The following is a 17,706-nucleotide window of genomic DNA, read 5'->3' as shown; positions in this document are numbered from 1 at the left end:
CGCTGGCCACCGTCGGCATCGGACCCTCAGGCGCCCCTCGGCTGCTCGTCGAGGTCGGCGACATTCCGGGTGACCGGCGCGCTCTCCCGAGCGCGCCGGTCAGCCCCTGGCGGCCGGCGCCGGATCGGCCTGCGGTCCGCTCGGGCTGGCCGCCGGCTGGGTAGGGCTGCGGCTTGTCCCGGTGCAGCTCGATCGAGTAGAAGCTGGAGATCTGGATCATCGATCGCCATACGGCGAAACCCGCTGGAAGATCGCCAACTGGACGCAAGCCATAGATGAACTCAACCATTCTCAGACCGTCCTCTGAGAGGGAAGGCCGTGCTGACGGTCCAGCCAACGGGTCGCGGCTGTGGGTGGCGATGACGGTGACGTGCCGCGAGGGCCGGACCGGTTCCCCTCCGGTCCGACCCTCGCGATCATCCCGCGCTAGGCGCGGGTCCTCCGCTGCCGTGCGACCAGCAACAGCGTGGCGCCGAGCAGGAGGGCCAGCACGCCGGCACCCATCCAGGCCATCGGGTACGACTCGCCGGTCACCGGCAGCTTGCCCTTGACGGGGATCGTGATGGTGGACTCCGGGGCCACCGGCGCCGGGCCGTCCGGCGGGGTGCCGGTCGCGGTCGCGGTGTTGCGCAGCGATCCGTGGTGGTAGTCGGCCTTGCTGACCGTGTAGGTCGCCGAGCAGGTGACGGCGGCGCCCGCCGCCAGGGTCACGGCCCCGTTGGGTGTCCGGTCCGGACCACAGGTGATCGGGCCGAGGTTGGTCGACGAGGCCGGCGCGGTGAGGGTGTCGGTGACCGTCACGTCGGTCAGGGTCACCTGCCCGGTGTTGGTGACCACGAAGTCGAACGGCACCTGCTGGCCCGGTCGGCCGATCTTGTCGGTGCTGCTGGACTTCACCACGGTGATCGCCGCACCCCGGGTGGCCGTGACCTCGGCGGTGGCCGGCGCGGAGCGTACCGGTGCCGGTGGTTGTTGGCCCGGGATGGTCGGCGGCGTGCCGGCGGCGACCGCCGTGTTGGTGATTCGGCCGGCCTCGATGTCCGCCGCGGTGACGGTGTAGGTCGACGTGCAGGTGGTGCTCGCGCCGGCCAGCAGGGTGACGCTGCCGCTGGCCACCGGCGGGGTGCCGCAGGTGATCGCCCCGGGCGTTCCGGTGCCGGAGAACTCGGTCTCGTCGACCGTCACCGCGCTGAGCGGGGTATTGCCGGTGTTGGTCACGACGAATTCGTACGTGACTGTGTCACCGGCCGCGGACACCACGGCGGGCGTGACCGCCTTGGTGATGGCGATCTCCGGGTGCGGGATCGGGATGTCCAGCGACGACGGCGGGGAGACCGGCGGCGGCCCGACCGGCGGCGTGCCGGTGGCCGTGGCGACGTTGATCAGCGCCGAGCCGGTGAACTCCTCCGCGGTCACCGTGTAGGTCGTCCGGCACTGGATGGAGGCCCCCGGCGCCAGGGTCACCTCGCCGTTCGGGATGTTCTGCGGACCACAGGTGATCAACCCGAGCCCGGCCCGCTCGGACGGCAGCAGCACGGTGTCGTTGACGGTCACCCCGGTGAGGGTGAGGCCGCCGGTGTTGACCACCAGGAAGGTGTACGGCACCTGCTGGCCCGGTGCGGTGATCGCCACCGTCGTCGACGACTTGATTATGTCGATGCTGGCGACGACTCCCATCTGGGGGATGGTCAGCGTCGAGGGCGGTGAGTCCACCGGCGTCCCACCGCCCGGCGGTGTCCCGTGGGCGGTGGCGGTGTCGGTGACCCCGTCGTTGTCGAGGTCGGCCTGCGTCACCGTGTAGGTGGCGGTGCAGGTGGTGGACTCACCCGGCGCGAGCGTGGTGATCGCACAGGTGATCGGGCCGAGGCTCGCGTTCGACGAGGGTGGCGCCTGCACGTCGGTGACGTTGACGCCGGTCAGGGTGAGCCCGCCGGTGTTGACCACGAGGAACCGGTAGGGCACCTGCTGCCCGACCATGCTGATCGAGGTGACCTCGGAGGTCTTGACCACCGAGATCGCGGCGATCAGCCCGGTCTCGGGGATCGTCAGTGTGGACGGCGGCGAGTTGACGGGCGTGTCACTGCCCGGCGGGTTGCCGTGTGCGGTGGCGACGTCGGCGACCGCGTTGTTGTCCAGGTCGGCCTGGGTGACCGTGTAGGTGGCGCTGCAGGCCGTCGACTGACCGGGCGTGAGCGTGGTCTGCGGGCAGGTGATCGGGCCGAGGTTCGCGTTCGACGAGGGCGGGGTCTGCGCGTCGGTGACGTTGACGTTGGTCAGCGTGACGCCCCCGTTGTTGATCACGAGGAACTGGTAGGGCACCTGCTGCCCGACCGAGGTGATCGACGTGGTGGTGGACGACTTCACCACCGAGATCGACGGTGTGACGTCGGCCGCCGGAATGGTCAGCACGACCTGGTCCGAGTCGACCGGCTCCTCGGTCCCCGTCGGGGTGCCGTGCGCGGTGGCGATGTCGGTCAGCTCGTCGTGGTCCAGGTCGGCCTGGGTGACGGTGTACGTCGCGGTGCAGACGGTCGTCGCACCCGGTGCGAGGGTGGTGCTCGCGCAGGTGATCGGGCCGAGGTTCGCGTTCGACGACGGCGGGTCCTGTACGTCGGTGACGTTGACGTTGTTCAGGGTGACGCCACCGGTGTTGGCGACCAGGAACCGGTAGGGCACCTGCTGGCCGACCGAGCTGATGGCCGTGGTGGTGGACGACTTCACCAGGGAGATGGCCGGGGCGACCGCATCGCCCGGGATCGTCAATGTCGACGGTGTCGACTGAACGGGCGGCCTGCCGCCGGGTGGGGTGCCGTGGGCGGTCGCGGTGTCGCGTACCGAGCCGAAGTCCAGGTCGGCCTGGGTGACCGTGTAGGTGGCGGTGCACGTGGTCTGCACTCCGGGGGCGAGTGTGGTCGCCGCGCAGGTGATCGGCCCGAGGTTGTCGTTCGACGAGGGCGGGGTCTGCACGTCGGTGACGCCGACGTTGGTCAGAGTGAACCCGCCGGTGTTGACCACCTGGAACTGGTAGGGCACCTGCTGCCCGACGGTGGTGATCGTGGTGGTGGTGGACGTCTTCAGCACCGCGATCGAGGGGACCAGGCCGGTCTCCGGCAGGGTCAGCGTCGAGGGTGGCGAGTCCACCGGCGTGCCGCCCCCGGGCGGGGTGCCGTGCGCGGTGGCGGTGTTGGTGACGCCGTCGTTGTCGAGGTCGGCCTGGGTGACGGTGTAGGTGGCGGTGCAGGTGGTTTGCGCGCCGGGCGCGAGGGTGGTGACGGGGCAGGTGATCGGGCCGAGGTTCGCGTTCGACGAGGGCGGCGCCTGCACATCGGTGACGTTGACGCCGGTCAGGGTGAGCCCGCCGGTGTTGACCACGAGGAACGAGTACGGCACCTGCTGCCCGACCGTGGTGATCGACGCGGCGGTGGAGGTCTTCGTGACCGTGATCGACGGGATCAGCCCCGACTCGGGGATGGTCAGCGTGGACGGCGGCGAGGTGACCGGGGGGCCACCGGGCGGCGTACCGTGCGCGGTGGCGGTGTCGGTGACCCCGTTGTTGTCGAGGTCGGCCTGGGTGACGGTGTAGGTGGCGGTGCAGTCGGTCTGCGCGCCGGGCGCCAGGGTGGTGGCGGCGCAGGTGATCGGGCCGAGGTTCGCGTTCGAGGACGGCGGCGCCTGCACGTCGGTGATGCCGATGTTGGTCAGGGTCACACCGCCGGTGTTGGCGACCAGGTAGCGGTAGGGGACCTGCTGACCCACCGAGGTGATCGACGTGGTGGTGGAGGACTTCACCACACTGAGGGCGGCGCTGAGTGCCTCCGCCGGGATGGTCAGGGTGTCCGGCTCGGAGACGACCGGGGGACCACTTGGCGGGGTGCCCTGGGCGGTTGCCACGTTGGTGACGCCGTTGTTGTCCAGGTCGGCCTGGGTGACGGTGTAGGTGGCGGTGCAGTCGGTCTGCGCGCCGGGCGCGAGGGTGGTGGCGGCGCAGGTGATCGGGCCGAGGTTCGCGTTCGAGGACGGCGGGGTCTGCACGTCGGTGACCGAGATGTTGGTGAGCGGAACGCCGCCGGTGTTGACCACGTGGAACGAGTACGGGACCTGCTGGCCGACGGTGGTGATCGCCGCGGTGGTCGACGACTTGATCAGGTCGATGTCCGCCGGGGTGCCCCCCTCGCAGGCGAGCGTGGTGCTGAACGGGAAGTAGTGGATCTCGCCGCCGCGGTGGTCCAGCGTACGGGTGATGACGCTGCCCTCGGTGTTGCTGGCGGAGAGGTCGGCGAGGCTGGCGTTGGGGGCGAAGATGGTGCCCTCGACCGTGTTCGCCGCCGGCGTGAGGGTGAGCGCGGTGGCGGTCGGGAAGTTGAACAGGATGTAGCGCGCCTGTGGGCCGCCGATGCCGGAGAAGTTCGGGGCGTTCCAGGCGAAGTCGTTGCCGACGCCGCTGGTGTCCACGTTGACCAGCAGCGGGGTGTCGGCAGTGGGCTGGCTGGCGAACGTCAGCGTCTGGATGTTGTTCAGGTCGGCCGCGCTGAGGTTGAGCACGTTGGTCACGCCCGGGGTCAGCGTGACCACGGCGTTGCTGCCCGCCGGGATCGGTCGGGGCAGCACGTCACCGTTCGGCGTGCGCAGCACCACGTTGTTGCCGCAGGTGGCCAGGCCGGCGGTGTTGTCGCGGAAGGTGGCGAAGGCGCCGGCGAAGTCGATCGGCGAGGCGGGTCCGACGCTGGCGACCGGCTGCCGGGTGACCAACTCGACCCGGGGGGACGCGTCGTAGTTGTCCGACGGCAGGATCCGGGTGTTGACCTGAGCGCCGTTGTTGTCGGTGTCCCGGACAAACGTGCCGGTCAGGTTGCCGATCTTGGCGTACCCGCTGGAGAGCACCTGGAGACGGGTGCCGCCGACACTGCCGGCGAAGTTCACCCGTCCACCCACCACCAGGGCGGTCGGGTTGGCGTCGCCGGGTACGACGAACGACCCGGCGGTCGCCCCGGCCAGTTGGTAGTTGCCGAAGGTGAGGTCGCCACCTACCGCGAGGGTGCCCTCGTTCTCGTCGCTGAACACACCGGCGTTGCCTTCGGTCATCACCCCGAAGCTCAGCGCCTCGGCGACCGGGTTGACCGGCCCGATGGCCTCGGCCGCGGTCAGTACCTGGTTCAGCGGGGGCGGCGCTGGCACCGGCGCCAGCAGGGCGTTGACCGCCAGCACGCCTCCGACGGCGACCAGCGCCGCTGCCCGTGACCTGCGGCTACCCCACGAAGAAATCCTCATCACGCCCCCGTTGTGTCCGATGTGCGAGGGGAGCGTAACGGGGTATTTAATGGCTTATGAGTATTTTGTCCGAATCGGTGTCGACAGCCGTCAGCGCGGCGCGGCGATCGGCGGTGCCGACGGACCGAAGGCGGTCAGGAACCGGTCCCGGAAGCTGTCCATCGGCCACACCGGAGCGTCCGGCCCGGGCCGTAACCCCTGCTGCCAGCCCCAACCCGACACCCGGTCCAGCACCGCCGGATCACGGGCCACGATGGTGATCGGGACGTCCCGGCTGGCACCCTCACCGGTGACCACCGGGGCGGGCTGGTGGTCACCGAGGAAGACCAGCACCAGGTCGTCGTCGCCGTAGGTCTGCACGTACGAGATCAGGGTCTCCAGCGAGTAACCGATGGCCTGCCGGTAACCGGCCCGGATCTGGCCGGTGTCCCGGTCGTCGGCATCGCCACCGTCCTCGCCGGTCGCGGCACTGCCGTAGACCGAACCGTCGCCAACCTGGTCCCAGCCGATCATCCGGGGCACCGCCGTCCACGGTGAGTGGCTGGAGATCAGCGGGATCTCCGCCATCAGCGGACGGTCCGCGTCGGCCAGTACCCGCTGCTGGAAGAACTGCATCGTGTACTGGTCGGGCATCGGGGCGTAACTGAACTTCGGCCCCCGGTAGCCCAGGGCCTCGGCGTCGTAGTACCTGTCGAAGGAGAAGAAACCCTTCTCCGGCCAGGGCTGGGTGGCGGCCGGCAGCACCCCGACGGTCTGCCAGCCGGCCCGGCGGAACGCACCGTTGAGGGTCAGCCGGTCGCTGGCCAGCAGGCTGCGGTGCCGCTGCTCGTTGTCCGTCCACAGACCCGACAGCAACGTGTCGTGCGCCAACCAGCTACCACCGCCGAAGGTGGGTGAGGTGAGGAAGCCGCTGCGGGCCTCGTACCCGGCCGCGCGCAGCCGGGCGGTCCCGGCGTCCAGCACCGCATTGACCTGCGGCGCCAACTCCGGGTCCTCCACCGCGTCGCGCCCGTAGCTCTCCACGAAGGCGAGGACGACGTCCTTGCCGCGCAGCCCGGTCAGGAGTTGGTCACCCGGTACCGCACGGAACGGGTCGGCGTCGATCTTGGCGGTGAACACCTCCCGGTCACGCAGCCGCTCGTCCACCTGCGCCACGTGCGCGCCGACCAACGCCGTGAGCTGAGTGTCCGCCACCGGCACGCTCGGCACGACCCGCACCCCGACGACGGCACACGCCACCCAGACGACGGTCAGCGCGGCCACCGCCCGGGTCGCGGCACGGTCATGGCGGACCAGCAGCGACGCCAGCCGCCGCAGTGCCAGCGTCAGCGCCAGCAGCAGCGCGCCGACGAGCAGCACGACACCCACCGCCGCGCCGACCGCGCCGGCCCGGCCGGCCGAATCCCGGACGAAACCGTACGCGTCGTCGAGCAGCAACCAGTCCAACACCAGGTCGAACGGCCGATCGAGGGCCGTCCGGAAGCCCAGGTCGGCGAGCTTCACGATGGCCAGCAGGCCGAGCAACGGACCGACCACGGCCACCACCACCCGCCGGGGCCGCGCCGGCAGCGCCAGCAGCAGCGCGGCGACGAGCAACCCCTCCAGTGGGATGCGCAGGAACGCGCCGGGTGTCAGCAGGCCGAGCCGGTCCGGACCCACCAGCACGGCGAACACCAGCAGAACGGCGAGCACGCTGCCCGCCGCCCGCGCCGTCCGCCGGGCCCGGCCAGGAGAAACCCCAGGAGTACGCGGGGACGCGTCCACCCCCGGGCGGTGCGAGCGGAACCGGCCGGCCAACCGGCGTACCCGAGCGGGAAGGGTCATCACGGCCTCCAGTCGGAGTGGACGCTACCGCCCGAACTGGCCGCCAACGCGCGCACCGGCAGCCGAGGCGGCACGGTGACCGGCTCCGGCGCGACGGCCGGACGGTGTCGCCACCGCCACGCCACGTCACGGCCGAACGACTCGACAAGCATCGCCAGCGCCGCCACCAGCACCAGCATGGTCCACGGCTCCGGCAGCACCCGCGCGGCGGCCACCGCCAACAGGACTCCCTGCGCGGCGGCCACCACCTTGCGCCAGTAGCGCGGCGGAAGTGGCCCGTCCAGCCACGGCAGCACCACCATCGCCGCCACGAACACGTACCGCATCGCACCGATGGCCAGCACCCACGCGCCGGCGCTCGGCGCGACGTACACGCTGAGCACCAGGATGAGGAACGCGTCGACCTCCATGTCGAAGCGGGCGCCCAGCGCGCTGACCGTGCGGGTACGCCGGGCCACCTGGCCGTCCACCGCGTCCAGCAGCAACGCCACCGCGCTCACCGTGACCAGCAGGCCCACCGGCGCCGGCCGGTCGAACGAGTCCACCACCAGCGCGGTGACCGCGCCGACCAGGATCGCCCGGGTCAGCGTCACCCGGTCGGCGGGGCCCAACCGGGACGAGCCGGCCCGGTGCAGGCCCTGGTTCAACGCGAGGCAGGTGACCACCCCGTAGCCGACCCCGACCAGCCAGCCCGCCGGGCTCAGCCCCACCGTGGCGGCCAGCGCCGCCAGTACGGCCAGTTGCGCGGTCAGCCCGATCCTCGGACCACTTCGAACTGTGGGCACCGTACCTCCGTGTTTATGATCGACGACCCCGACAGGGAACACGGAAACGACGGCCGTTCGGTTCGGCCCGGAGCAAAGGTGAGGTGCGCGACGGTGAACCGCGAGGCGTACGCCTGCTGGGTGCGCGAGCCCGGCGCGGCGGAGATCCGGCCGGTGTCGCTGCCGACGCCGGGGCCCGACGAGGTGCTGGTCCGTACCCGCTACTCCGGAGTCAGCCGGGGCACCGAGACGCTTGTCTTCGCCGGTCGGGTGCCCACCGACCAGCACGCCGCGATGCGCGCGCCGTTTCAGGAGGGCGACTTCCCCGGCCCGGTGAAGTACGGCTATCTCAGCGTCGGCGTGGTCGAGCAGGGCCCGCCGGAACTGCTCGGGCGCACGGTGTTCTGCCTGCACCCGCACCAGAGCGCGTACGTCGTGCCGGCCATAGCCGTGGTGCCGGTGCCCGACGGGGTGCCACCCGCCCGGGCGGTGCTCGCCGGCACGGTGGAGACCGCTGTCAACGCGCTGTGGGACGCCGCGCCGCTGGTCGGTGACCGGGTCAGCGTGGTCGGCGCGGGCATGGTGGGCTGCTGCGTCGCGGCACTGCTCGCCCGGTTCCCCGGCGTCGAGGTCGAGCTGGTCGACACCGACGCCCGTCGGGCCGGGGTGGCCGGCGCGCTCGGCGTCGAGTTCGCCCAACCGACGAACGCGACCGGCGACCGGGACCTGGTCGTGCACGCCAGCGCCACCGGCGCCGGCCTGCAACACTCACTCGACCTGCTCGCACCGGAGGGCACGGTCATCGAGCTGAGCTGGTACGGCGACCGTCCGGTGCAGGTGTCGCTGGGCGGGGCGTTCCACTCCGGACGACTCACCGTCCGCAGTAGTCAGGTCGGCATGGTCGCACCCGCCCGGCGGGGGCGGCGCAGTTACACCGACCGGCTGGCGCTCGCCCTGGACCTGCTCGACGATCCGGCCTTCGACGCGCTGATCACCGGTGCGTCCCGGTTCGCGGAGCTGCCCGACGTGCTCGCCAGACTGACCGCGGGTGACCTGCCCGCGCTCTGCCACCTCATCACCTACGACGACGGGGAGTGACCGTGTTCAGCGTGACCGTTCGGGATCACATGATGATCGCCCACAGTTTCCGGGGCGACGTGTTCGGCCCCGCCCAACGCCTGCACGGGGCGACGTTCGTGGTGGACGCGACGTTCCGCCGTGCCGACCTGGACTCCGACGGCATCGTTGTCGACATCGGCCTGGCCACCGAGCAGTTGCGGGCCGTGCTGGGCGAGTTGACCTACCGCAACCTCGACGAGGAGCCGGCCTTCGCCGGGGTGAACACCACCACCGAGGTGCTGGCCCGCACGGTCGCGGACCGGTTGGCCGAGCGCGTACACGCCGGCGAGTTGGGCGCCGGAGCGCGCGAACTGGCCGGCATCACCGTCACCCTGCACGAGTCGCACGTCGCCTGGGCCAGCTACGAGCGGTCGCTGTGATCGATGCGGGCCGGGCGGTGCACGTCGTCCTGCCCGGTGACATCGACGATCCGACCACGCCCAGCGGCGGCAACACCTACGACCGGCGGATCTGCGCGGGGCTCGGCGAACGCGGCTGGGCGGTGCACGAGCACCCGGTGCCCGGCGCGTGGCCGCACCCCGAGCCGGCCGAGCGGGCAACGCTGGCCGAGGTGCTCGCCGCCGCGCCCGACGACGCCGTGGTGCTGCTCGACGGTCTGATCGCCTCGACCGTGCCAGAGCTGCTCGCCCCGCACGCCCGCCGGCTGCGGCTGGTCGTCCTGGTGCACATGCCCCTGGACGACGAGGCCGAGGCCCGAGCCCTCGCCACCGCCCGGGCCGTCGTCACCACCAGCGAGTGGACCCGACGCCGCCTGCTGCTGCGCCATCCGCTGCCCGCCGACCGCGTCCGGGTCGCGCCGCCGGGGGTGACGCCGGCACCGCCGGTACCCCCCGGCTCGGCCACCGGCGGCCGCCTGCTCTGCGTGGCCGCGGTCACCCGCCACAAGGGCCACGACGTACTGGTCGACGCCCTGACCGTCCTGACCGAGGCGCCCTGGACGCTGGTCTGCGCCGGCACGCTGAACCGGGAGCCCGAACTGGTGCACCGGCTGCGCGACCAGCTCGCCGGTGCGGGCCTCGCCGACCGGGTCCGGCTGGCCGGCCCGCTGACCGGTACGGCGCTGGACTCCGCGTACGCCGCCGCCGACCTGCTGGTGCTGCCGTCACGGGGCGAGACGTACGGCATGGTCGTCACCGAGGCGTTGGCCCGCGGTCTGCCGGTGCTGGGCACCCGGGTGGGCGGTGTGCCGGAGGCACTCGGCCGTACCCCCGACGGTGACCTGCCGGGGCTGCTCGTCCCACCGGACGACCCGGCCGCGCTGGCCGGCGCGCTGAGCTGGTGGCTGGGTGACGACGCGCTGCGGGACCGGCTGCGGCAAGCTGCCCTCGCCCGGCGCGACACCCTGACCGACTGGCCGGTGACCATCGGGTTGCTGGCCGCCGTGCTGAAGGAGGTGGCGGAATGACCGCCGAGGAGACCCTGCCGTTCGCCGACTGGCTGCGGTTGCGCGAGCCGGCCGACGCGGCGGCGCGTGCCGAGGACCTGCTCGACGTCGTCCGCCCCCGGTTGACCGGTGCCGCCCCGACGGTGATCCACGACCTGGGCAGCGGCACCGGCTCGATGAGCCGCTGGCTGGCCAGCCGGTTGCCCGGCCCGCAGCACTGGGTGCTGCACGACCGCGACGCCGACCTGCTGGCCCGCGCCGCCGAGGGCATGACCGGGGTGACCGCCGCCGACGGCGCACCGGTCACCGTGCGTACCCGGTGCGGCGACCTCACCCGGCTCAGCGCCGCCGACCTGGCCGACGGTGCCCTGGTAACCGCGTCCGCGCTGCTGGACATGCTCAGCGCCGAGGAGATCGAGCGGGTGGTGGACGCCTGCGTCGGTCGCCCCGCCCTGTTCGCCATCTCGGTGACTGGTCGGGTCCGGCTCGACCCGGCCGACCCGCTGGACGCGGCGGTCGAGGCCGCGTTCAACGACCACCAGCGGCGTACCGTCGACGGCCGGCGGCTGCTCGGCCCGGACGCGGTCGCCGCCACCGCCGCCGCGTTCGCCCGCCGGGGCGTCGACGTGCGCGAACGGCTCAGCCCGTGGCACCTCGGCCCGGAGCAGGCCGACCTGGCCGCCGAGTGGTTCCGAGGCTGGCTGGGCGCGGCGTGCGAGCAACGCCCCGACCTCGCCGAACCCGCCCACGCGTACGTCCAGCGTCGGCTGGCCGACGCGGCGGCCGGGCGGCTCACCGTACGGGTCGAGCATCGCGACCTCCTCGCCGGCGGATGAACCGTTCACGCCCTGGGTACGTGCACTAGGGCAAGTGGACGATCTTCATGGGGAGGGCCGGCGTCGATGTTCTGGGCCTGGGCACGACTGGTCGGCGGGGTGGGTCTGCTCGCCGTCCTGCTGTGGCAGGTGGGGGGCGGCCCGTTCCTCGCCGGAGTGCGACTGATCGACGCTCCGGCGCTGACGGCGGCGCTGCTGATCGGGGTGGTCACCACGGTCTGCGCGGCCTGGCGGTGGAGCCTGGTCGCCGGTGGCCTCGGCGTGCGGCTGCCCCTGGTGACCGCGGTGGCGCACTGCTACCGGGCCGTGTTCCTCAACGCCACGCTGCCCGGTGGGGTGCTCGGCGACGTGCACCGGGCGGTACGCCACGGCCGCGACGCCGGTGACGTCAGCCGGGGCATCCGCGCGGTGCTCTGGGAGCGTACCGCCGGGCAGGTCGTCCTGGTCGGAGTCGCGCTGGTCGTGCTCGCGGCGTTCCCGTCCCCGGTGCGGCCGTACCTGCCGGTCGCCGCCGCGCTGCTCGTCGCGGGCGGGCTGGTCGCGGTGCTGCTGGCCCGGGCCGTACCGAACGCCGGCCGTTCGCGTTGGGCGAGAGCGGCGCGGACCGCCGTGGCGGACGTGCGGTCCGGGCTGCTGGCCCGGCGCACCTGGCTCGGCGTGCTGATCGCCTCCGCCGTGATGGTCGCCGGTCACCTGGCCACCTTCCTGGTGGCGGCGCGCACCGCCGGCGCGGACGCTCCACTGTCGCGGTTGCTGCCGTTGACACTGCTCGCCCTGCTCGCCATGGGCCTGCCGTTGAACGTCGCCGGCTTCGGGCCGCGCGAGGGGGTGGCCGCGTGGGTGTTCGGCGCGGCGGGGCTCAGCGCGGCCCAGGGTGTCGCCACCGCCACCGTCTACGGGGCACTGGTGTTGGTGGCCAGCCTGCCCGGTGCCGCCGTGCTGCTGGCCCGGCGGAAACGGGCTCCTGCCGCCGCCCGGGAAGCCGCCTCCGGCGGCGGTTGTTGAGTCGGTTGTGAGACGCTACGCGTCGCCGCGCGGCGGTGGCGCCGGACAAAGGAGTCCCATGCCCGAAGCATTGCCGGTCGCCACGATCCGTACGCAGGTCACGGTGCCGTTGTCCTTTCCCGACGGCTACGCCACGACCGTCCGGGTGTTCTCGTTCAAGGGTCTCATCGACGGTCGGGAGCACCTCGCCCTCGGCCTCGGCGACTGGGCGGGCGCGCTGGATCGGCTCGCCGCCGGCGGTGACCCGCCACTGGTCCGCCCGCACAGCGAGTGCCTGACCGGCGACGTGTTCGGCAGCCAGCGCTGCGACTGCGGGCCGCAGCTGCGTGAGGCGGTGCAGCGGATCGCCGAGTGCGGTGGTTTCCTGCTGTACCTGCGACAGGAGGGCCGTGGCATCGGGCTGTACGCCAAGCTCGACGCGTACGCGCTGCAGGACGCCGGGCTGGACACCTACCAGGCCAACGTGGCGCTGGGCCGGGGCGAGGACGAGCGGGACTACAGCGCCGCCGCGCAGATGCTGGCCACGCTGGGCGTGCCGCGGATCCGACTGCTGAGCAGCAACCCGGACAAGGCCGAGCAGTTGACCCGCCTCGGCGTGGACGTGGCCGAACGGGTGCCCACCAGCGTCTTCCTCTCCCCGGCAAACGCCGGCTACCTGGCGGCGAAGGCGGCCAAGGCGGCGGAGACCGAGGCGGCGGAGGCGCTCGCGACGCGTACCCCTGACCGGCCTGTCGCCCAATGAGCTGCGCGACGCGGCCGTACGTGCTGCTCAGTTGCGCCACCTCGATCGACGGGTACATCGACGACGCCGCCGACCAACGGTTGCTGCTGTCCAACGCCGACGACCTGGACCGGGTCGACGCGGTCCGGGCCAGCTGCGACGCGATCCTGGTCGGCGCCGGCACCGTCCGCCGTGACGATCCCCGGTTGCTGGTGCGCTCCGCGCACCGCCGGGCCGAGCGGGTGGCGGGTGGCCGACCCGCCTCGCCCACCAAGGTCACCCTGACCGCCCGCGGTGACCTCGACCCGACCGCCCGGTTCTTCACCGCCGGCGAGTCGGACCGGCTCGTCTACTGCGCCACGGGCGCGCTGGAGAAGACCCGGGAACGCGTCGGCCGACTGGCCACCGTGGTGGACGCGGGCGACCCGGTCGACCCCGACTGGCTGCTGCGCGACCTGGCCGGGCGAGGCGTACGGCGGCTGATGGTGGAGGGCGGTGGAACGGTGCACGCCCAGTTCCTCGCCGCCGGTCTCGCCGACGAGTTGCACCTGGTGATCGCCCCGTTCTTCGTCGGCGACGGTCGGGCGCCCCGGTTCGTCGGCGAGGGGGACTTCCCGTGGCACCCGGGCCGTCGGGCCCGGCTGGCCGAGGCCCGCCAGATCGGCGACGTGGTGCTCCTCCGCTACGCGCTGTCCGACCGCTGCGCCGACACCTGACGGCGGCGGCGCAGGAGGTAGGTCACGCCGCTGAGGAGGAACAGTGTCGCGCTGAGCAGGAGCCAGCGCGGCAGGTACGGCCGCTGGTCCTGGCCGGTGGCTGCCTCGTGGGTGGTCTCGCCCAGGCGGAGGATGCCGGGGGAGTAGACGACGAAGAGCAGAGCCGTACCCAGCGCGGGGAACCGCAGGTGGTTGAGCAGGGTGACCCGGCCGCGCACCAGCGCGCGCAGCACCCGGTCGGTGCTCGCGTACACCGGGAAGAGCACCAGGTCGTGGGCGATGGCGGCGCCGACGAACCAGAGCAGCATCCGACCGAACGTCGCCTCGTCGGCCAGCCGCAGCGCCACCCAGCCGGCGAGCACGATGGCGGCCGTGACCACGACGAGATGCCAGGGCGCGGCGCCGTACCGGGCGTGCAGTCGCTCAGCCATCGGTCCGCTCCTGGAAGTCGATCTCGGCGACCCACTTCGTGCAGTGCACCCCGGGCAGGGCCGGCACGATGACCCGGGCCGGGTAGCCGTGGTCGGGGGAGAGGTCGACGCCGTTGACCCGCAGGGCGAGCAGCGAATCCGGATCGAGGACCTGGTTGGACGCGAGCACCGCCGTCCGGAACAGCCCGGCCTGCTCCAGCGACGACACCCGCGCGCTGGCCGGGTCGGCCACCCCGGCGAGCGCGGCCAGGTCACGTAGCCGCACCCCGGTCCAGGTCTGCCGGGTCGACCAGCCCTCCACGCAGGCGATCGGCAGCGCGGCGGTGTGCTGGGCCATGGCCAGCAGCCCGGGCCGGTCCAGGGTGACCGTCCGTCCGCCGCCGTGCAGGGTCAGCCGCCAGCCGGCGCCGGTCTGCTCGGGGCGTACGCCGGCGGCCGCGACGGTGCGGTTGACCGGGAAGCCGTTCGGCCCGGGGCCGGGCTGCCGTCCCCGGGGCAGCAGCAGCGCGGTGTGGCGCAGCGGGCCGTCCAGGCTCTGCCCGATGGTCAGCGCACCCAGCAGCAGCGCGCCGCCACCGACGAGACCGACCGCGCCGCGTCGGCTGAGGGTGGCCGGTCCGGGGTCGGCGGCGACCAGGCCGTCCGGGTCGGGCGGCTCGGGTCGGGTCGCCGCGGGTGGGGTACGCAGTTCCGCGCTGAGCGGGCGCGACCGCAGCGCGGTCACCAGTCGGGGAAACTTGATGATCACGTGCGCCACGAACGCGCCGGTGAAGACCCAGGCCCCGAAGAAGTGGGCGGTGTAGAAGTCGAAGCCGAAGAGGTACGCGTACTGGATGTTCAGCACGCCGGTGGCGATCTGGAACAGGATCCCGCCGACCAGCAACAGGAGGGTGAGCCGCTCCAACACCTGGGCCGGTGAGCGGGCCGGCGGCCAGGCGAACAGCTTCGGGATCACCGACCAGAGTTTGCCCAGCACCACCGGGATGAGCACGATTCCGAGCGTGACGTGCAGGCCCTGGGTGACCCGGAACAGCCAGGACGGCCGGGTCGGCCAGTCGAACGTGGGTAGCCGCAACCAGCCCACGTGAGTCGGGAACGCCTGGTCGAACCGGGGGCCGTAGGCGGCGTAGTCGAGCAGCCCGGTGATGATGACCAGGGGCAGTGCGATCAGCAGCACCGACCCGTAGACGGCGGTGAGCCAGGGCCCGCGCAGGGGGCTGCGCCAGCTTCGCTCGACCGCGTCCACCCCGGGCGGTTTCCACGCGCTGTCGCGTCGACCGGACCTGTACGGGGACACCCCGGCTCCTTCCTCGTCGCCGTGGGCCGGCGGCGGGTGCACTGCCGGCAGGCTATTCCGCGCGGGTACGGCCCGGACGGGTTTGCCGCATTACCGAACGCTTACCGGGCCGCCAGCTGTTGTGAACTCCTTACGGGTCACCCGAACCGGCCCGCCGGGCGGCCGAACCGCCCTACCGTGACGGGAATGCGGGTACTGGTCACCGGCGCGGCCGGGTTCATCGGATCGCAGGTCGCCGACCTGCTCGTCGAGCAGGGGCACGAGGTGGTGGCGTTGGACGCGCTGCTGCCCCAGGCGCACGGCGGGGAGCTGCCCGCCTGGTCACGACGGCACGACGTGGTACGCGGCGACGTCCGCGACGGCCCACTGTTGGACCGCTTGCTGACCGGGGTGGACGCGGTCTGCCACCAGGCCGCGATGGTCGGGCACGGCCTGGACCCGTCGGACGGTCCCGACTACGTCACGCACAACGACTACGGCACGGCGGTGCTGCTGGCGGCGCTGCACCGGGCCGGGATCGGCCGGCTGGTGCTGGCCAGCTCGATGGTGGTCTACGGCGAGGGCCGCTACACCTGCCCCGGCCACGGCACGGTGCGTCCCGCGCCCCGCCGGCCCGAGGATGTGGCCGCCGGCCGGTACGACCCGACCTGCCCGCGCTGCGGCCTGGGCCTCGACCCGGCGCTCGTGCCCGAGGACGCCCCCCTTGAGCCCCGCAGCACGTACGCGGCGAGCAAGCTCGCCCAGGAACACCTGGCCGCGGCGTGGGCCCGGCAGACCGGTGGCGCGGTCTGGGCGCTGCGCTACCACAACGTCTACGGTCCACGGATGCCCCGCGACACCCCGTACGCCGGGGTGGCGTCGATCTTCCGCTCCGCGCTGGCCGCCGGCGTCGCCCCCCGGGTGCTGGAGGACGGCCGGCAACGGCGTGACTTCGTGCACGTCAGCGATGTGGCGCGGGCCAACCTGCTGGCCCTGACCAGCACCGCGCCGCCGGCCACGTTGCTGCCGGTGAACGTCTGCTCGGGTGAGCCGCACTCCGTCGGGGAGTTGGCGGTCACCCTGGCCGAGGCGATGGGCGGGCCGGCCCCGGAGGTGGTCGGCGGTGCCCGGGCCGCCGATGTGCGGCACGTGGTGGCCGACCCGCGCCGAGCCGCCGAACTGCTCGGCTACACCGCCCGGGTCGGCTTCGCCGAGGGTGTGGCCGGCTTCGCCACCGATCCGTTGCGGGAGCCGGCCGCTCTCGCCCGCTGACCGGGCCGGACCTCGCGGCGTGGTCGTGGGTCACGGTGTCTTGTGTGCGATGGCGAGCCGGGTCCGGTACTGCTTGGTGATTTCTCCGTTGTAGACGTTTTCGATCAGATCGATGAGGCACGCAAACAAGCCACTGCGCGCCTGCGGTGCCATGGCGCGATGGCCGGAATAGGTCATGAGCAGGTTCAGGTACTCGTGGGCCGTGTAGGTCTGTTGCCACTCGTAGCGCCGGAACTCGACCGGCCCGAATCGTGCCGATCGCTCGAACTCTGTTGCCTCCTCGGCGGTCTCGTCGTCGGTGGTCAGGCGCATGCCGGGCGGTGTTGTCGGATCGAAGCGTTCGTAGCATCGTTGTGCGTCGGCGAAGAAGGCGTCCGTCCCGCCGGCGATGTGGTGGGTCGAGATGATGCCGAGGGATCCGCCGGGGCGCAGCAGGTCAGCTGCCTTGATCATGCGCACGTCGGGGTCAAGCCAGTGGAACGCGGTTGCGGAGAGCACCGCGTCGAAGGCGCCGTTCGAGGGCTGCCAGTCCTCGAACGCCGACGCGACGACGGTGACGTTCGGGAACTGTGCGAGATTGCGTCGGCCGATGGCGGCCATGTCGGGGCTGAGGTCCATCGCGACGACATGGCATCCCAGTTGTGCCAAGGGCAGGGTCGCTTGGCCGGTGCCGCATCCGATCTCCAGCACCCGAGCGTGTCGACCGAGGCCGGCGAGGGTGGCGAGGTCGGTGAACAGCTGGGACGGATAGCTCGGACGGCACTGGTCGTAGAGTTCGGCGTCCTGGCCGAACGTCGTGCGCAGCACCTCGCGGTTGGTGTCGGTCATAGTGGCTGGTTGTCCCTTCCGTGCGGTTAACGGGTTCGGGAGAGTGCCGCTCGCCATCCGCTTTGGCTGCCCGCCATGTCGATGTCCTGTTGAGCGGTATACCTCAGAGGTATGAATATGACTCTGAGGTATACCGCTCACTACCGCATCCGCCCTGACGGAGGTGATCTGCTCGTCTAGGACACCGTCCAGAGAAGGTGGTTCACCGCCAGCGCGGTCGCCGCCTGCCCGGCCAGCCACC

The 17,706-nt window shown here is 72.4% G+C and carries 12 protein-coding genes and 2 pseudogenes; 8 read left to right on the top strand and 6 right to left on the bottom strand.

Annotation, left to right across the window (positions count from 1 at the left end):
• Positions 1–426 precede the first annotated feature (426 nt).
• The 3 genes and pseudogenes from C7C45_RS31075 to C7C45_RS31070 form a co-directional block, all read right to left on the bottom strand.
• On the bottom strand, positions 427–3,792 hold the full coding sequence (locus tag C7C45_RS31075; protein ID WP_425271189.1) for a DUF7507 domain-containing protein: 3,366 nt from the start codon (positions 3,790–3,792) through the stop codon (positions 427–429).
• Between the two features lie 90 nt (positions 3,793–3,882).
• A pseudogene (locus C7C45_RS35315) lies at positions 3,883–5,268 on the bottom strand (choice-of-anchor A family protein); the annotation flags it as partial.
• 90 nt (positions 5,269–5,358) lie between these two features.
• Positions 5,359–7,919, bottom strand: a pseudogene (locus tag C7C45_RS31070) (CDP-alcohol phosphatidyltransferase family protein).
• 51 nt (positions 7,920–7,970) lie between these two features.
• Here C7C45_RS31070 and C7C45_RS31060 point away from each other — a divergent pair.
• The 7 genes from C7C45_RS31060 (at position 7,971) to C7C45_RS31030 (ending at position 13,658) form a co-directional block, all read left to right on the top strand.
• Positions 7,971–8,954, top strand: a complete 984-nt coding sequence (locus tag C7C45_RS31060) for a zinc-dependent alcohol dehydrogenase (RefSeq protein WP_110568147.1) — start codon at positions 7,971–7,973, stop codon at positions 8,952–8,954.
• Between the two features lie 2 nt (positions 8,955–8,956).
• Positions 8,957–9,355, top strand: coding sequence for a 6-pyruvoyl trahydropterin synthase family protein (locus C7C45_RS31055; RefSeq protein WP_110568227.1), 399 nt, complete (start codon positions 8,957–8,959; stop codon positions 9,353–9,355).
• Positions 9,355–10,401 (top strand): glycosyltransferase family 4 protein, encoded by a 1,047-nt coding sequence (locus C7C45_RS31050; protein ID WP_110568225.1) that lies wholly within the window; start codon positions 9,355–9,357, stop codon positions 10,399–10,401. Before C7C45_RS31055 ends, C7C45_RS31050 begins: the two co-directional genes overlap by 1 nt.
• Positions 10,398–11,216 carry a class I SAM-dependent methyltransferase gene (locus tag C7C45_RS31045; protein ID WP_110568144.1) on the top strand — a complete coding sequence of 273 codons (819 nt, stop codon included), beginning with the start codon at positions 10,398–10,400 and terminating at the stop codon, positions 11,214–11,216. The genes C7C45_RS31050 and C7C45_RS31045 overlap by 4 nt, the downstream gene beginning before the upstream one ends.
• A 66-nt stretch (positions 11,217–11,282) precedes the next feature.
• The gene (locus C7C45_RS31040; RefSeq protein WP_110568142.1) at positions 11,283–12,221 is read left to right on the top strand and encodes a lysylphosphatidylglycerol synthase transmembrane domain-containing protein; all 939 of its coding nucleotides are present in this window, start codon (positions 11,283–11,285) and stop codon (positions 12,219–12,221) included.
• A 58-nt stretch (positions 12,222–12,279) separates the two neighbouring features.
• Positions 12,280–12,963, top strand: coding sequence for a GTP cyclohydrolase II (locus C7C45_RS31035; protein WP_110568140.1), 684 nt, complete (start codon positions 12,280–12,282; stop codon positions 12,961–12,963).
• Positions 12,960–13,658 (top strand): RibD family protein, encoded by a 699-nt coding sequence (locus C7C45_RS31030; RefSeq protein ID WP_110568137.1) that lies wholly within the window; start codon positions 12,960–12,962, stop codon positions 13,656–13,658. The genes C7C45_RS31035 and C7C45_RS31030 overlap by 4 nt, the downstream gene beginning before the upstream one ends.
• Here C7C45_RS31030 and C7C45_RS31025 read toward each other — a convergent pair.
• Together C7C45_RS31025 and C7C45_RS31020 are read right to left on the bottom strand one after the other, a co-directional pair.
• Positions 13,625–14,089, bottom strand: coding sequence for a hypothetical protein (locus C7C45_RS31025; protein WP_110568135.1), 465 nt, complete (start codon positions 14,087–14,089; stop codon positions 13,625–13,627). The genes C7C45_RS31030 and C7C45_RS31025 overlap by 34 nt on opposite strands.
• On the bottom strand, positions 14,082–15,386 hold the full coding sequence (locus tag C7C45_RS31020; protein WP_341866529.1) for a molybdopterin-dependent oxidoreductase: 1,305 nt from the start codon (positions 15,384–15,386) through the stop codon (positions 14,082–14,084). Before C7C45_RS31020 ends, C7C45_RS31025 begins: the two co-directional genes overlap by 8 nt.
• Positions 15,387–15,572: 186 nt before the next feature.
• Between C7C45_RS31020 and C7C45_RS31015 the strand changes: the two genes are divergently transcribed.
• A complete protein-coding gene (locus C7C45_RS31015; protein ID WP_110568133.1) occupies positions 15,573–16,637 on the top strand; it encodes an NAD-dependent epimerase/dehydratase family protein in 1,065 nt (354 codons plus the stop codon).
• A 30-nt stretch (positions 16,638–16,667) separates the two neighbouring features.
• On the opposite strand, the gene C7C45_RS31010 is transcribed toward C7C45_RS31015, so the two are convergent.
• Complete coding sequence (locus tag C7C45_RS31010; protein WP_110568131.1) at positions 16,668–17,465, bottom strand: class I SAM-dependent methyltransferase; 798 nt, start codon at positions 17,463–17,465, stop codon at positions 16,668–16,670.
• Positions 17,466–17,706 lie beyond the last annotated feature (241 nt).

The organism is Micromonospora arborensis, assembly GCF_003205615.1.
Classification (GTDB): Bacteria; Actinomycetota; Actinomycetes; order Mycobacteriales; family Micromonosporaceae; genus Micromonospora; species Micromonospora arborensis.
Note: the sequence above shows the minus strand (reverse complement) of the source record. Positions and strands in the feature narration are given on the sequence as shown.

What these genes read in the sequence shown, in the direction of transcription:
- C7C45_RS31025 (WP_110568135.1), bottom strand. Translation starts at nt 14,089, where the DNA reads ATGGCTGAGCGACTGCACGCCCGGTACGGCGCCGCGCCCTGGCATCTC.
- C7C45_RS31010 (WP_110568131.1), bottom strand. Translation starts at nt 17,465, where the DNA reads ATGACCGACACCAACCGCGAGGTGCTGCGCACGACGTTCGGCCAGGAC.
- C7C45_RS31030 (WP_110568137.1), top strand. Translation starts at nt 12,960, where the DNA reads ATGAGCTGCGCGACGCGGCCGTACGTGCTGCTCAGTTGCGCCACCTCG.
- C7C45_RS31035 (WP_110568140.1), top strand. Translation starts at nt 12,280, where the DNA reads ATGCCCGAAGCATTGCCGGTCGCCACGATCCGTACGCAGGTCACGGTG.
- C7C45_RS31040 (WP_110568142.1), top strand. Translation starts at nt 11,283, where the DNA reads ATGTTCTGGGCCTGGGCACGACTGGTCGGCGGGGTGGGTCTGCTCGCC.
- C7C45_RS31015 (WP_110568133.1), top strand. Translation starts at nt 15,573, where the DNA reads ATGCGGGTACTGGTCACCGGCGCGGCCGGGTTCATCGGATCGCAGGTC.
- C7C45_RS31045 (WP_110568144.1), top strand. Translation starts at nt 10,398, where the DNA reads ATGACCGCCGAGGAGACCCTGCCGTTCGCCGACTGGCTGCGGTTGCGC.